The organism is Bradyrhizobium sp. CCBAU 051011, from assembly GCF_009930815.1.
Taxonomy (GTDB): domain Bacteria; phylum Pseudomonadota; class Alphaproteobacteria; order Rhizobiales; family Xanthobacteraceae; genus Bradyrhizobium.
Genome location: NZ_CP022222.1, coordinates 6,379,779 through 6,392,721, shown reverse-complemented (window position 1 = coordinate 6,392,721; position 12,943 = coordinate 6,379,779). Strand labels below are relative to the sequence as shown.

The 12,943-nt window shown below is 63.7% G+C and carries 18 protein-coding genes; 7 read left to right on the top strand and 11 right to left on the bottom strand.

Features of this window, described 5'->3' with window-relative positions; genetic code table 11:
* Window positions 1-41: 41 nt before the first annotated feature.
* The 5 genes from ACH79_RS29950 to ACH79_RS29930 all read right to left on the bottom strand — a co-directional run bounded on the left by ACH79_RS29950 (window position 42) and on the right by ACH79_RS29930 (window position 3,178).
* Window positions 42-338, bottom strand: a complete 297-nt coding sequence (locus tag ACH79_RS29950; RefSeq protein WP_161854146.1) for a hypothetical protein — start codon at window positions 336-338, stop codon at window positions 42-44.
* Entirely contained in the window at window positions 335-1,084 is a 750-nt protein-coding gene (locus ACH79_RS29945; protein WP_161854145.1) for a DUF899 family protein, read from the bottom strand. The genes ACH79_RS29950 and ACH79_RS29945 overlap by 4 nt, the downstream gene beginning before the upstream one ends.
* 55 nt (window positions 1,085-1,139) lie before the next feature.
* Window positions 1,140-1,676 (bottom strand): SRPBCC family protein, encoded by a 537-nt coding sequence (locus ACH79_RS29940; RefSeq protein WP_161854144.1) that lies wholly within the window; start codon window positions 1,674-1,676, stop codon window positions 1,140-1,142.
* 11 nt (window positions 1,677-1,687) lie between these two features.
* Window positions 1,688-2,026 carry a helix-turn-helix transcriptional regulator gene (locus ACH79_RS29935; protein ID WP_161854143.1) on the bottom strand — a complete coding sequence of 113 codons (339 nt, stop codon included), beginning with the start codon at window positions 2,024-2,026 and terminating at the stop codon, window positions 1,688-1,690.
* A 66-nt stretch (window positions 2,027-2,092) separates the two neighbouring features.
* Complete coding sequence (locus ACH79_RS29930) at window positions 2,093-3,178, bottom strand: adenylate/guanylate cyclase domain-containing protein (RefSeq protein ID WP_161854142.1); 1,086 nt, start codon at window positions 3,176-3,178, stop codon at window positions 2,093-2,095.
* 121 nt (window positions 3,179-3,299) lie between these two features.
* On the opposite strand from ACH79_RS29930, the gene ACH79_RS29925 reads away from it, so the two are divergent.
* Window positions 3,300-3,755, top strand: a complete 456-nt coding sequence (locus tag ACH79_RS29925) for an SRPBCC family protein (RefSeq protein ID WP_161854141.1) — start codon at window positions 3,300-3,302, stop codon at window positions 3,753-3,755.
* Window positions 3,756-3,786: 31 nt separating this feature from the next.
* Here ACH79_RS29925 and ACH79_RS29920 read toward each other — a convergent pair whose 3' ends face one another.
* The 3 genes from ACH79_RS29920 to ACH79_RS29910 form a co-directional block, all read right to left on the bottom strand.
* The gene (locus tag ACH79_RS29920) at window positions 3,787-4,488 is read right to left on the bottom strand and encodes a GNAT family N-acetyltransferase (RefSeq protein WP_161854140.1); all 702 of its coding nucleotides are present in this window, start codon (window positions 4,486-4,488) and stop codon (window positions 3,787-3,789) included.
* A 36-nt stretch (window positions 4,489-4,524) separates the two neighbouring features.
* A complete protein-coding gene (locus ACH79_RS29915; protein WP_161854139.1) occupies window positions 4,525-5,502 on the bottom strand; it encodes an SDR family oxidoreductase in 978 nt (325 codons plus the stop codon).
* A gap of 66 nt (window positions 5,503-5,568) precedes the next feature.
* Window positions 5,569-6,096, bottom strand: coding sequence for a MarR family winged helix-turn-helix transcriptional regulator (locus ACH79_RS29910; protein ID WP_161854138.1), 528 nt, complete (start codon window positions 6,094-6,096; stop codon window positions 5,569-5,571).
* A gap of 149 nt (window positions 6,097-6,245) precedes the next feature.
* Here ACH79_RS29910 and ACH79_RS29905 point away from each other — a divergent pair, with 149 nt between their 5' ends.
* The 4 genes from ACH79_RS29905 (at window position 6,246) to ACH79_RS29890 (ending at window position 9,113) form a co-directional block, all read left to right on the top strand.
* Window positions 6,246-6,920, top strand: a complete 675-nt coding sequence (locus tag ACH79_RS29905) for a VOC family protein (RefSeq protein WP_161854137.1) — start codon at window positions 6,246-6,248, stop codon at window positions 6,918-6,920.
* Between the two features lie 78 nt (window positions 6,921-6,998).
* Window positions 6,999-7,400: a cupin domain-containing protein gene (locus ACH79_RS29900; RefSeq protein ID WP_202639340.1), complete on the top strand. Its 402-nt coding sequence runs from the start codon at window positions 6,999-7,001 to the stop codon at window positions 7,398-7,400.
* A gap of 28 nt (window positions 7,401-7,428) precedes the next feature.
* On the top strand, window positions 7,429-8,130 hold the full coding sequence (locus ACH79_RS29895; protein ID WP_161854135.1) for a cytochrome c biogenesis CcdA family protein: 702 nt from the start codon (window positions 7,429-7,431) through the stop codon (window positions 8,128-8,130).
* Between the two features lie 2 nt (window positions 8,131-8,132).
* Window positions 8,133-9,113 (top strand): thioredoxin family protein, encoded by a 981-nt coding sequence (locus ACH79_RS29890; protein ID WP_161854134.1) that lies wholly within the window; start codon window positions 8,133-8,135, stop codon window positions 9,111-9,113.
* 86 nt (window positions 9,114-9,199) lie between these two features.
* Here ACH79_RS29890 and ACH79_RS29885 read toward each other — a convergent pair whose 3' ends face one another.
* Entirely contained in the window at window positions 9,200-10,411 is a 1,212-nt protein-coding gene (locus ACH79_RS29885) for an MFS transporter (RefSeq protein WP_161854133.1), read from the bottom strand.
* 274 nt (window positions 10,412-10,685) lie between these two features.
* Between ACH79_RS29885 and ACH79_RS29880 the strand changes: the two genes are divergently transcribed.
* The gene (locus ACH79_RS29880; RefSeq protein WP_161854132.1) at window positions 10,686-11,078 is read left to right on the top strand and encodes a VOC family protein; all 393 of its coding nucleotides are present in this window, start codon (window positions 10,686-10,688) and stop codon (window positions 11,076-11,078) included.
* Between the two features lie 52 nt (window positions 11,079-11,130).
* Here the strand turns inward: ACH79_RS29880 and ACH79_RS29875 are convergent, their stop codons facing one another.
* Together ACH79_RS29875 and ACH79_RS29870 are read right to left on the bottom strand one after the other, a co-directional pair.
* Window positions 11,131-11,574 carry a GNAT family N-acetyltransferase gene (locus tag ACH79_RS29875; protein WP_246738194.1) on the bottom strand — a complete coding sequence of 148 codons (444 nt, stop codon included), beginning with the start codon at window positions 11,572-11,574 and terminating at the stop codon, window positions 11,131-11,133.
* A gap of 99 nt (window positions 11,575-11,673) precedes the next feature.
* Window positions 11,674-12,213: a DUF1993 domain-containing protein gene (locus ACH79_RS29870; RefSeq protein ID WP_161854130.1), complete on the bottom strand. Its 540-nt coding sequence runs from the start codon at window positions 12,211-12,213 to the stop codon at window positions 11,674-11,676.
* Between the two features lie 163 nt (window positions 12,214-12,376).
* Between ACH79_RS29870 and ACH79_RS29865 the strand changes: the two genes are divergently transcribed.
* On the top strand, window positions 12,377-12,727 hold the full coding sequence (locus tag ACH79_RS29865) for a hypothetical protein (protein ID WP_161854129.1): 351 nt from the start codon (window positions 12,377-12,379) through the stop codon (window positions 12,725-12,727).
* Window positions 12,728-12,943: the final 216 nt, after the last annotated feature.

Here is a 12,943-nt window from a genome sequence, read left to right as displayed (position 1 = left end):
ACGGGTGGACCACGATCCCTTCCAATGCGCCGCGGCGCGTCTCATGCCCGGCTTACGCCGTTCTGCGACATCCGCGTGCGGCTGGACATAAGCTTCAGCCACGGCGCAAGGTGGAAGGCACTCATCAGCAAATACATCGGGACCATTCCATCAAGAGATGACGCGCTCGCGGTCGAACACAACGCATCCGGTGATCCGCCGCCCAGCACGCCCGTCAGTAGCGCCATTGCCGCGAAGGTCGGCGCGGCCGCGAGATAGAGCGCATTGGCCGCCTGCCGCGCAGCCTCGTTCCGGCGGGGCGCGCCGCCGCCGGACCCGCCGGAGCAGGATTGGCTCATGTCTTTGTACTCGCGCTCTGCTTCCGGAACGCGGCCTCTCCGGCATCCGACACCTCGACCCACCTCTTGTCGGGCGCAGCGCCCTCAACGTAGCTGTCGTGCCAATTCCACCATTTGTAGGTCGGAGTCTGAGGATAACCTTCCGGCGAATCCTCCCACACCTCCTGGCGACCGAGCGGCGTGATGTCGAGGTAGTTCCAGGTGCCTCCCATCTGCTCGTCGCCGCGGTTGTTGATGAAGTAGGTGCGGTAGATCTTGTCGCCGTTGCGGAAGAACACGTTGGTGCCGTGCCACTCGTCCACGCCGAAGTCAGCATCGAAGCTGTCGGTGACGGTAACCCAGGGAATCATCTCCCATCCCATTCGCTTCTTCAGCCGCGCGATATCCGCCTGCGGCGCGCGCGAGGCGAACACGAGCGTGGTGTCGCGGGCGTTGAGATGGGCGACATGCGCGACTTGGTCGGCCACCATCGAGCATCCGCGGCACGCATGTTCGGGCCAGCCGAACACACCGGGTTCGTAGAACGCCCGGTAGACGATCAGTTGATGGCGGCCTTCGAACAAGTCACGCAAGCTCGCCTCACCGTTGGGGCCCTCGAACTTGTACTCCTTCTCCACCGCGAGCCACGGCATCCGCCTTCGCTCGGCGGCGAGCGCGTCACGGGCGTGGGTCACTTCTTTTTCCTTCGCGAGCAATTGCTGGCGTGCCGCTTCCCATTCCTGCGCCGAAACGGTGTGAATCTGCATGTCTAACCTCCTGTTTGTTGTGATGCTCGTTGCTTGAGTGGTGCGATTTGCGGCATCAGGCCGGCAGACGGGCGTCGTATTCCTTCATGAGGCCGCTCCAACCGTCCCAGAACGGCGCCGGCTCTTCACCGCTTGCACGGGCGACCAGGACATCGAGATGCATGTGCCAGCCGGCCATGTGCTTGAGCAGCGTGGCGCGGTCGGGGAAGCGCCGATGGACGATCGTGAGCAGCACGCCCTTGCCTTTCGGCTCCAGTTCGAACGTGACATCACCGGTGCTGTTCCAGGTGATCGACAATTTTCGCGGCGGATCGAATTCGGTAATCCGGCTCTGCATTCGATGCTCGCCGCCGCCGAAGCCGGCCGGGCGCTCGCCGGGCGGGTCCGTCAACTCGTCGTTGCGCCAGACGAGCTCGAGGGGCGCGCCGACCTTCGCATCCATATCGCCTGCGGCCAGCCATTTGCGGCGCAGTTCGCTGTCGGTGAGATAGGCCCAGATGCGCTCGATCGGCCCGGGCAAGAGCCGCTGGATTTTCAGCGTCCTGGGCTCGGGCAATTCGCCATAGGCTTCGGGCTTCGTCGTTGAATTCATCGGTCTCTCCTTCACTTCCTGGCCTTCGCCCCGTCTTCTGCCCGCAACAGCGCTTCCAATCGGTCGAGATTGTCGCTCCAGAAACGCTCGTAGCGCCTGAGCCACGCATCGGCTTCCGCGAGCCGGGCAGCTTCGAGGCGGCACAGATGGGTACGGCCGCGGATCGTGCGTTTCACGAGGCCGGCATTCTCCAGCACCCGCACATGTTTCGAGGCGCCGGCGAAGCTCATGTGGAACGGCGTCGCCAGTTCCCCGATCGTGCGTTCGCGTTCGGCCAATTGTCCAAGCATCGCCCGCCGCGTGGGATCCGCGAGGGCATGAAAAACGGCGTCAAGATTTTGCTCAACCATACGGTTTAATATAGCTGCACGAGATAAACAGTCAACCGTTCGGTTTAACGTTTTCGTGATCCGGTTTTAGCCATCCGGCACGGTGTAAACGACGCAGGGCGCTTCAATGCCGCGCAGCACATGTGTTCCCAGCGGAACCAGGGTCGCCGTGGTTTCGGCCGCAACCGCACTTGCGATCAGAACTGTCCGGCCGAGCGGGCGGCAAAGCCCTTCGAGTCGGCTGACCAGATTCACCGCGGGCCCGATCGCGGTGAAATCCAACCGGTCAGCCGCACCGACATTACCCCACAGAATTTCACCAAGATGCAGCGCGACGCCGAACGACAGCGAGGGCAGCCCTTGCCCTTTCCGCTCGACGTCGAGATGCGCCATGCCGGCCTTGGCGGAAGCGACGGCGCGTACGGCCGCGTCGCAGGCGTCGCGCGGTCTCTCGCCGACAGGGAAGATCGCGAGCACGCCGTCGCCGATGAATTTCAGCACCTCGCCGCCGAAGGCGTGAACCGAGCCGGCGATGCAGTCGAACCAGGAGCCCAGCGCTTCGATGACGGAAGTTGCAGGCTCCGCCTCGGACAGCGCGGTGAAGCTGCGCAGGTCGGCAAAGAGCAACACCGCCCGAATGGTTTCGCCGACTTCGCGCCGCAGCGGGCCCGCCAGCACGCGCGCAGCGCTGCGCCGGCCGAGATAAGCCTCGAGCGCGGCTGACAGCGTTGCGCGCGCCGAGAGCGCGGCGAGTGGCGCTGCGGCAAAGCGGGCGGCCTCGCGCAATCGATTGGCTTCCGCTTCCTTGAAGCGGCGCGGTCCGATCCAGCCAAGCAGCGGCCCGGCCTCTCTCGCGCCGACGCTGTCTTCATGCACCGCGCCGTCCGCGAGCCCCGCCAACCAGCTCCGCCCCGCATCGCCGGATGAACGCCCTGCCCCTCCCAATCCCGCCGGCGCAAATCCCACCGCCTCGATCACCTCTCCGTTCGCGGCCCGCCACAGCCATGTACGGCGCGCGATGATCGGATGCGGCACGGCAAGCGTCAGCGCCCCGCCGGCAAGCGGCACGCCGTCCGCGATCAGGCGCGTGCCGAGCTCGCTGAGGAACCGCTCGGCACCCGGCGAAGCGCTGGCGGCATCGACCAGCCATGTCAGCGTCGAGCTCAGCTGCATTGGCCGATCATCCGGCAAGAACAATCGATCGTCATCATCGGCACTTGGTAAATCCCCGCGCCGGCATATGTTCTCGTGCGGGTTGCACGATCCGTCATGCCGATGAGCAACGAGGTTTTCGATGCCAGAATCATTTGTGGTCCAGCGCGAGACCCAGATCGCCGCGCCGCGCGCCAGCGTGTTCGCCTTCCTGACCGACCCCGAGAAGATCGTGCAATGGATGGGTAGCGAGGCCGTGACGGAGATGCATCCCGGTGGGCTGTATCTCCTGAAGGGCGTGGGCAGCGCCACCGCGCGCGGCACGTTCCGCGAGGTCGTGCCGGTACATCGCCTCGCCTACAGCTTTGGCTGGGAAGGCAATGATGAGGTCCCGCCGGGATCAGGCCTGATCGAGATCGACCTGATCGAGCACGATGGTGGCACGTTGCTGCGCATGACCCATAGCGGCCTTCCCAGCGCGACGCATCAGGCAAGCCACGCCAAGGGATGGGCGCATTATATTGGCAGGCTGACGCTGGCGGCCGCCGGCCAGGATCCGGGTCCCGATCGCGGCCCGAACGGCACGCGCAACGCGTGAGGATGGCAGCGGTCGAGGCCTTCATCGCGAACTATCCATCCGCTTTCTTCAACACCGTCACGTGCAGGCGGCGGCGGATTTCCATCCCCTGCCGCCGGTAGAGCGCGATGGCGGAGTGATTGTGGGTGAACACGTGCAGGAAGGGAATTTCGCCGCGCGATACAATGTGGCGGGAGATGGCGGATAGCAGCATCTGCCCGTAGCCGCGGCCGCGATGGGACGGATGCACGCAGACGGCAGTGATCTCGGTATATTGCGCGGGCTTCATCCGCTCGCCGATCATCGCCACGAGTTGCCCGTCGACGCGGATGCCGAGGAAGGTGCCGAGCTCATGGGTCCGGGTGCTGAACGGGCCCGGCTTGGTGAGCGCGGTCAGCTCGATCATCGCCGGAACGTCGTCGACGCCGAGGGTGACGATGTCGACGCCGTTGGCCGGCGTTTCAAGGATCGTCCCGATCATCTGCTCGCCGGTATCAGCCAGCACGACCTTGAATTCTGCGGGCGGTTTCACGGCTTCCGGCGTGAACAGCACCGCGATGTCCGCTGGCGACATCATGGCCGCGAGCGCTGCAAAGTTTTCGGCTGACAGATCCGGCATGTCGGCGAATGGCGTGATGGCCGTTGGATAACGCCGCGCGCGGGCGTCACCTTCGGCCAACGCCTGCTGCGTGGTCGTCAGTGCGGTCCAGATCGGGTGGTCGAGGGGGTGACTGGAGTTGTTGTGAACGGACATCAGGCTGCTTTCATTCGTACTCGATGGCATGCAACCCTAACGGTAGTCGCTGAGGTCCGCCACCTTGCCGCCTTCCCGTACCTCGGCCGTGTAGCGCCAGATGTCGGGCCGCGAGCCGTCAATATCCGTAAAGCCGTAGTGGCGTGCGAGCTCGCCGGAGCTGACTGACTTCTGATTCCGCCTCGACCGATCGGGATCGCCAGCCAGCGCCGCCACGGCGCGGCCGACATAGCGCGGCGATTCCGACAGCGCGAAATCCGGCGGCGCCTGGTGCTTGCCGCCTCCCCGCTCCGTCAGCGCCTCGCGCCAATTCGTTTCAGTGACGCCGAAATTTTGCAGCATCATTTCGGAGCGCAGCCATCCGGGCGTGACCGCTACCGCTGTTGCGCCGTGGGGCGCGAGTTCGTGACCTTGCGAATATGCAAGCCGGTTTACACTCTGCTTGACGAGATCGTAAAACACCGAGATGCGATAATGCGTTGCGTTGTAATCGGCAGTGCCGTCGGTGACTTCCACCAGCAGGCCTCCCGGCTGCGCGACCAGCAGCGGCAGCAGGTAATGCGAGGTGACCAGATGCGTCTCGATGCCGAGCCGCAGAATTCGCAAGCCCTTCTGCAAGTCGAGCTTCCAGATCGGCGTATTCCACTGCGGCGGTCCGCCCTTCAGCACTTCGGCGCCCCAGATGTCGTTGACGAGCACATCGATGCGGCCATGCTCGGCACGGATACGCTCAGCCAGCGCCGCGACCTGCGCCGGTTCGAGATGGTCGACGGGAATAGCGATGCCTTTGCCGCCGAGGCTGGTCACGAGTTCGGCGGTCTCCTCGATCGTCTCCGGCCGGTCATAGTCCGACCGCGTTGGTGCATCCGCGCGGGCGCTGCTGCGCCCCGTGCAGATGACCGTCGCGCCGGCCTCGCCGAGCGCTGCCGCAATGCCACGTCCAGCGCCACGCGTCGCGCCTGCCACGACGGCGATACGTCCGCGAAGCGAAGTCTCATGTGACGCAACATTCATCGCACGTTCTCCTTCACTCGCCGCCGTTCGATCATATCGAAGCGCCGATCGAGCGCGTTGTCATGCCTACTCTGCCGTAGCCCTGATCAGATTGTCGCGAAGCGTGACGACGTTTTCCTGCAACCGCGCGAACTCGTCGGGCTTCAATCCGGTCGCGCTCACCAGGTTCATGTGCATGCCCTTTTCGCGCAACCGCCGGCCAGATTCGGTCAGGCTGATGCGCACCTGCCGTTCGTCCGCCGGATCGCGCTGCCGGCGCAAATAGCCCGCCGCCTCGAGCTTTTTCAGGATCGGGGTCAACGTGTTGGATTCCAAAAACATCTTCGCCCCGAGTTCGCTCACGGTCTGGCCGTCCTGCTCCCATAGCGCCACGATCGCGATCCATTGCGGGTAGGTCAGGCCGAGTTCGTCCAGGCCCTTCTTGTAGGCCCGCCCGAATGCCAGGTTGGCCGAATAGACCGCAAAGCACAGGAAGTCGCCGAGGCGCCGGTCACCCCCGGGCGATTTCGGCTTCGCAGTAGACTTTGAATTGTCTCGGGAATTGTCCCTGGAACCGGACTTTGGGCCGGATCCAGGCGCATCATTGGGCTTCATGGGGTCATCCTTTCCGACACGAACATGTGAAGTCTCGCACCCATATATATCGTATCCGATTAAATCGGAAGGGTTGACAGTCGGCCGGTTCAGGCATTTATAGCACGCACACGAATATATCGTACACGATCTAACCAAAGGAGAACGCCATGACCACCACTGCAAACCAAACCTCGAAAGCGCCGGCCGTCGACCTGAAGCTCGAAATCGTCGTTATCCCCGTCTCCGACGTCGAACGCGCGAAGCAATTCTACGCGAAGCTCGGCTGGCGGCTCGACGCAGATTTCGTCGGCCCCGACGACTACCGCGTGATCCAGTTCACCCCGCCCGGCTCCAACGCCTCGGTGATCTTCGGCAAGAACGTCACCTCTGCCGCGCCCGGCTCCGCGCAGGGCCTGTACCTGGTCGTCTCCGACATCGAGGCCGCTCGCAGCGAATTGCTCGGCCGCGGCGTCGCGATCAGTGAAGCGTTTCACGCCGCCGGTGACGTGCACGTTGGCTCGGACGAGCCGTATCTGTTCGGCCGGGTCCGGCTGAGCGGCCCGGATCCGGAACGCGGCAGCTACCGTTCGTATGCCTCGTTCAGCGATCCCGACGGCAATGGCTGGTTGCTGCAGGAAGTCACCGCGCGATTGCCCGGACGCATCGACGGCAACGCAACCTCATTCACCTCGTCGGCCGATCTCGCCGCCGCATTTCGCCGGGCAGCCGCCGCCCATGGCGAATACGAAAAGCGGAACGGCGGCAAGCACGATGAAAACTGGCCGGACTGGTACGCCGACTACATCGTCAACGAACAGCACGGCCAGCAGCAGGCCGCATGAGCAAGGGAAGCTGTCATCGTCATTGGCGGCGAGTTCGCCGGTGACTGACCTCAAACCAAGGAGCTGAACATGACCACAGTGAAGAAAATGCAATTCATGGCGATGGCGGCGCTTGTCGCTGGAGCCGTTCTGGCGCCGTTTGGCGCGCAGGCGCAGAAGAATGGGGTCACGCGAACCGATCTGCAGCGGCACGATCTCAGCGCGCCCGGACGTGAGGCCATCCAGGTCAAGGTTGACCTTGCCCCCGGGGTGGCGTTTGGCAAGCACACGCATCCCGGCGAAGAGGTGATTTATGTTCTCGAAGGCCAGCTCGAATATCAGATCGAGGACAAGCCGCCCGTCACGCTGAAGGCCGGCGACGTGCTCTTCATTCCTGCCGGAACGGTCCATTCGGCCAGGAATCCCGGCAGCGTCACCGGGAGCGAGCTCGCCACCTACATCGTCGAAAAGGGCAAGCCGCTCCTCACGCTGGTGAAGTGATAGCCGCGGCCCACGAGGAGAGTCCGAGATGATTGAGATTGCGTTGGCATTTGCGGCCGGCTTGCTGACGGTGGCAGCGCCCTGCATCCTGCCGTTGCTGCCGGTCTTGCTGGGCGCCTCCATTGGCCAGCAAGACCGGCGGCGACCGCTCTTCCTTGTGGCTGGTTTCGTCCTGACGTTTTCCGGTTTTGCGATCCTGTTCGGCTCGTTCTCGACCGTGCTTGGCTTGTCGCACGACACCTTGCGGAAGATCTCCGTCATCCTGCTCGGCAGCTTTGGCGTTCTGTTGCTGTGGCCGCAGCCATACGAGTGGCTGATGGCAAGGTTGAGCGGCCTGCTTTCTTTCGCCGACAGCGTCGTCTCGCGTGCCGGATCAGGCAATGCAGGCGGCCTCGTTATTGGACTGGCGCTCGGCGTGCTCTGGACGCCGTGCGCCGGGCCGGTGCTCGGCTCGATTCTCACACTGATCGCGACATCGGAGAACCTGGCACACGCCGCGCTGCTGCTCGTCACATACGCAGTCGGCGCCGGCATTCCGATCCTGCTGATCGCCTATGGCGGACAATACGCGACCACGCAAGTGCGGAAGCTTGCGCCCTACACCCTCGCCTTGCAGCGAACATTTGGTGCGGCGGTGCTCCTCGTCGCGTTCGCCTTCTACACGCAATACGACAGCATCGTCGCTGTCTGGTTTTCGGAGCTTTATCCGAACCTTCAACTGGGATTATGACTATGCGCAAGCTTCTTAGCCTGATCGTTCTTGTGATCGTCGCCGTTCTTGCCATCGCGCAGTTTGGTCCATCAGCACCGCTCAGCCAGGAAACGACGCGGCAGGACTCCCGGCCTGCGCCGGAGTTCTCCGGGATTTCCGCCTGGCTGAATTCGCCGCCGCTGACGACGGAAGGCCTCCGTGGCAAGGTCGTGCTGGTTCAGTTCTGGACCTACTCCTGCATCAACTGCCTGCGTACGTTGCCGTACGTCACCAAATGGCATGAGCAATACAAGGACAAAGGCCTTGTCGTGGTCGGCGTGCACACGCCCGAATTCGCCTTCGAGAAGGAACGTGCGAATGTCGAGACCGCCATCAAGCGGCTGGGCATCCATTATCCAGTGGCACAGGACAATCAGTACCGCACCTGGCGCGCCTTCGGAAATCAGTACTGGCCGGCCGCGTATCTGATCGACAGGTCCGGCACGATCGTCGCGACGCAGTTTGGTGAAGGCGGCTACCAGCAGATGGAAAATGCGATCGCGCGCCTTGTCGGCGATCGCGCACCCGTCGCACCAATGCGCGATCCGGACTTGAGCGCCGTTGCAACACCCGAGATGTATCTCGGTTCGGAGAAGAACGATGGCGCCATCGTCGAGACGCAAGGCGCTGCGGGCGGCGAACGGACCTATACGCTGCCGGACAATGTGCCGCCGAACCGGTTCGCCCTCTCCGGCCTCTGGAACGTGACGGACGATCGCGCCACCTCTTCGGCCGACGGCGACGAAATCCTACTCCGCTTCAATGCACCCAAGGTCAATCTGGTCGCTGGCAGCCTGTCGCCGCAAACATTGTCCGTGACCGTCGACGGAACGCCGCAGCCGCCGGTCACGGTCGATGGAAGCCGGCTTTATTCCATCTACAGTGGCCCCGGTGGCGAGCACGTGTTACGGCTGAAAGCGGCCAAGGCCGGTCTCAGCGCCTACAGCTTTACGTTCGGCTGAGTGCGCTCTCGGAGACATGGATTGCTTCATCGCTTCGCTCCCTTGCGCAAACGCTCCGCGTTTGTCGCAGGCAATGACAGCGAGACTCACGCCGGCACCGGCGCAGGCCGCACCGCCATCACCGGCCGGAACGTCATCATGATCAGGAACGCGCCGAGGCCCATGATCCACGAGCCGACATAGAGCCAGGCGTAGCTCGCAAAGGTGTCGTAGATCAGACCGCCGGCGAGCGGCCCCGTCGCCATGCCCAGGCTGCCGGCCATCGCCGTGCCGCCGATCACGGTGCCCATCATCCGCAGCGGAAAGTTTTCGCGCACCAGAACGGCGTAGAGCGGCATGGTGCCGGCATAGAGGAAGCCGAACAATGCCGCGACGGCGTAGAACGCGGCGAGCTCGCTCACGAAAACATAACCGAGCGCGCCGAACGCCTGCGCCAGCAAACCGAAGACAAGCACGCGCTTGGCGCCGAAGCGGTCGCCGAGCAGGCCGAAGGCGATGCGGCCGCCCATCCCCGCCAGACCCTCGATGCTGTAGATGGTGACGGCGGCGATCATCGGGATTCCGCAACTGATGGCATAGCTCACGGTGTGGATGATCGGGCCCGAGTGCGTCGCGCAGCAGAAGAAATTCGTCAGCAGCAGGATGATGAATTGCGGCGAGCGCAGCGCTTGCGCGAGCGACATCTCCGGCTCTGCCGAAGCGCTGGTCGGCGCGGCGGCCTTGCTTTCGAGCGCTGGCGCGCGGCGCACCAGAAGCGAGACCGGGATCATGATCGCGGCGACAACAAGGGCCACGATCTGCATCGAGGTCCGCCAGTCATGGTTCGAGACCAGCCATGCGGCGAGCGGCGACATGGTCATGGGCGCCATGCCCATGCCGGCGGAGACCAGCGACACCGCCAGGCTGCGATGGGTATCGAACCAGCCGGTGACGGTCGCCATCATCGGCGCGAAGATCGCAGCCGCGGCGCCGCCGACCATCAGCCCGAACACGAACTGAAATACGACCAGCGATGTCGCGACGCTGGCGAGCCCGAGGCTCGCCGCCAGCACGACCGAGCCGGTCAGCACCACCGGCAGCGGCCCGAGCCGGTCGGACAAGGTACCCCAGATCATGCTGGTGAAGGCCATCGCGAGGAAACCGACGGTCATGGCGCTGGATATGCCGGTCACCGACCAGCCGGTATCGCGCGCGATCGGCTGCAAAAACACCGGCAGCGAGAACATGCCACCGATCGCGACACAGCCGAGCAAGCCGCCGGCCGCGACGATGACCCAGCGATAGCGTGCGTTTTCCATTCCTTGACCTCCAGTTTGACGTTCTCTGGGTCCAAGACGAATGGGACGGGCCGAAAGCTACAGGCCGAGGCGCGAGCCGCCTCACTTTTTTGCGAGCAGGAGGCAGCGCAGCAAGGGGCCGTCATTTTTCCCGCTTGAGGGAGCGTCATGGCTTCACAGGGGGTAATTTGCGCGAATCCTTGCGAGAATCTGCGCCCAGTCGTTGCTCGTGGAACGATACAACCTGCGGTCCAGTTAACGGAGCGACGAAGCTGTTCCAGCCCGGGAGAGCGCAATGGCCATCCACTTCAATCACACAATCCTGTCGACCCACGACCGCAAGGCATCGGCAACATTCCTCGCCGAGATGCTCGGTCTGCCGGCTCCGCGGCGATGGGGGCCGTTTTACATGGTCACCACCGAAAACGGCGCCAACCTCGACTACATGGATGTCGACGGCGACATTGCTCCGCAGCACTATGCGTTTCTGACCAGCGAGGCCGAGTTCGACGCGATCTTCGGCCGGGTGCGGGAACGGCAGCTTCCCTACTGGGCCGACCCTGGACAGACCCAGGCCGGAAAGATTAACCACCACGACGGCGGACGTGGTTTCTACTTCAAGGAGCAGAACGGGCATCTTCTTGAAATCATCACCCGCGAATACGGCAGCGGGGGATGGAATCCTTGAGAGTTCGGGCTGTGTGTGCGCAGGCCGACTAGTCCGACCTCCAAACGCGCCCTCACCGGTGCGCCAGACGTTTCTCATAGCGCCAAATCTCCAGATCGAAGGGACCATCGACGGTGTCGAGGCGGTTGACCATCGTTCTGGCGAGATACCATCCGCACTTCTCATAGAATCGGGCGGCGCGCACGTTGCCGATCGCGCAGGCGAGCCACGCCGTCCCGACGCCGCGCTCCGATAGTTGCGCTTCCGCGTCTGCCATGAGAGTGGCGGCTATCCCGGCGCCGCGCGCTTCCGACGCGACGTAGAACTGATAGAGCTCGTCGCCCTTCAGCATCGCGAAGCCTGATGGCGCGCCTCGCGGCCCGATGACCCGCACATCGGCGAGCGCGCCGGTCATCCGTTCGGCGAAACTCTCACGCGTGCGCGCCCGCGCCAGCTCTGCCGGCAGGATCGCGGCGTGGGCATCCTGCCAGCCGTCATACCAAAGCTTCGCGAGCACGCCGCACTCGGAAGGATCGGCCGGCCGTGGAGTCGTCGCGGGATCATACGCCATGTGTTCACGCTTTGCGCCCGCGGATCTTGCGGCCCCGCTCTCACCCTACCCCGCCTTCGCGGTGCGCACCCGCCCGGCAAGATGTGCCATGTAGTTGGCCTTGCCGATCCGCACGCCGTGATGCCTCAGGATGTCGTAGGCGGTGACGAGATGGAAGTAGAAATTGGGCAGCAGCCACTCGTCGACATAGAGGTGGCCGGTGAATGAAATGAACCTGCCGCCAGGCAGATCGATCCGCTTGTCGCGGTCGAGCACGCGGTCATCGATCCCGGCGGTCCGCTCCGCGACGTAGGCGACCGTATCCTGCACATGCCGTTTCAAGCCGCGAAAATCCAGCGTCGCCGGATCGGTCTCCGGCGCTGTCGCATCGCTGCACCAGGCAGCGAACTGATTGGGCTGGTTGCAGGTGAAGACGATCTGGTACGGGAATGGAAACATGTCATCGGCGAGCCGGGCCGCCAGCAAGGCCTCGGGGCTCTCGGCCTTCTCGCGCCATTGCGTCTCGGCGGCGTCAAGCAAGCCGGCCAGCACCTGCAATCGCGTCGTAAAGACTCCAGTCGCTCGCCTCAACACTGAATCGGACATGCTTGGCAGCCTCCTCCTTCACCCGATCGTTCCCGGGCGGCTTTTTCACGCCGCACCGTTAAGATTACGTCTTAACCAATAATTAATTATGTCTTTGCGGGCACGAAAGGCCCAGCTTAGCGTTTTGGGAATGCTGCCCAGTAACCTCTCATGGGTGAGTGCCATGACCTATCGAACGACGTTTATCGCATCTCTCGGCGCAGTCGCGCTTGTCCTTGCCGCAGGCGAAGCCTTGGCCGATCCGGGCGCGGCACGCGGTGCGGGCGCGGCGCCAACGCGTCCGGCTTTCCCGGCATTCCCCCACTCGGGGCATCATCATCACCATCACCGAGGCGGTTTCTGGCCTGGCGGCGTCGGCGTGTTCTACGGTCTGCCGAGCGACGTCGACCGACCGGTGGTCGTAGAGGCCCCGCCGCCAATCAAACAGTCAGACGACCTCCGCTACACCTGCGTCTATGACATTCCCTGGGACTACGTGCATCGCTGTCCGCAGTGGAATACGCCGCGGTATTAGTTTTTGCGCGTCTGCACGGACCTCACCGCGTCATTGCGAGTGCAGCGAAGCAATCCATCCTTCCACGCATGAGGTGACAATGGATTGCTTCGCTTCGCTCGCAATGGCGTGGATATAGTTTCGCGATCTCGCGACATGTTTTGCCCGAGGTTTGTGTCTTCTTCGTCGCCCTCTCCAATCAAGAGGGCGCAGGGAAGACCGGGTGCTTGCTGCACC

Coding starts and splice junctions, on each gene's coding strand:
- ACH79_RS29950 (WP_161854146.1), bottom strand. CDS start 338: ATGAGCCAATCCTGCTCCGGCGGGTCCGGCGGCGGCGCGCCCCGCCGG.
- ACH79_RS29945 (WP_161854145.1), bottom strand. CDS start 1,084: ATGCAGATTCACACCGTTTCGGCGCAGGAATGGGAAGCGGCACGCCAG.
- ACH79_RS29940 (WP_161854144.1), bottom strand. CDS start 1,676: ATGAATTCAACGACGAAGCCCGAAGCCTATGGCGAATTGCCCGAGCCC.
- ACH79_RS29935 (WP_161854143.1), bottom strand. CDS start 2,026: ATGGTTGAGCAAAATCTTGACGCCGTTTTTCATGCCCTCGCGGATCCC.
- ACH79_RS29930 (WP_161854142.1), bottom strand. CDS start 3,178: ATGCAGCTGAGCTCGACGCTGACATGGCTGGTCGATGCCGCCAGCGCT.
- ACH79_RS29925 (WP_161854141.1), top strand. CDS start 3,300: ATGCCAGAATCATTTGTGGTCCAGCGCGAGACCCAGATCGCCGCGCCG.
- ACH79_RS29920 (WP_161854140.1), bottom strand. CDS start 4,488: ATGTCCGTTCACAACAACTCCAGTCACCCCCTCGACCACCCGATCTGG.
- ACH79_RS29915 (WP_161854139.1), bottom strand. CDS start 5,502: ATGAATGTTGCGTCACATGAGACTTCGCTTCGCGGACGTATCGCCGTC.
- ACH79_RS29910 (WP_161854138.1), bottom strand. CDS start 6,096: ATGAAGCCCAATGATGCGCCTGGATCCGGCCCAAAGTCCGGTTCCAGG.
- ACH79_RS29905 (WP_161854137.1), top strand. CDS start 6,246: ATGACCACCACTGCAAACCAAACCTCGAAAGCGCCGGCCGTCGACCTG.
- ACH79_RS29895 (WP_161854135.1), top strand. CDS start 7,429: ATGATTGAGATTGCGTTGGCATTTGCGGCCGGCTTGCTGACGGTGGCA.
- ACH79_RS29890 (WP_161854134.1), top strand. CDS start 8,133: ATGCGCAAGCTTCTTAGCCTGATCGTTCTTGTGATCGTCGCCGTTCTT.
- ACH79_RS29885 (WP_161854133.1), bottom strand. CDS start 10,411: ATGGAAAACGCACGCTATCGCTGGGTCATCGTCGCGGCCGGCGGCTTG.
- ACH79_RS29880 (WP_161854132.1), top strand. CDS start 10,686: ATGGCCATCCACTTCAATCACACAATCCTGTCGACCCACGACCGCAAG.
- ACH79_RS29870 (WP_161854130.1), bottom strand. CDS start 12,213: ATGTCCGATTCAGTGTTGAGGCGAGCGACTGGAGTCTTTACGACGCGA.
- ACH79_RS29865 (WP_161854129.1), top strand. CDS start 12,377: ATGACCTATCGAACGACGTTTATCGCATCTCTCGGCGCAGTCGCGCTT.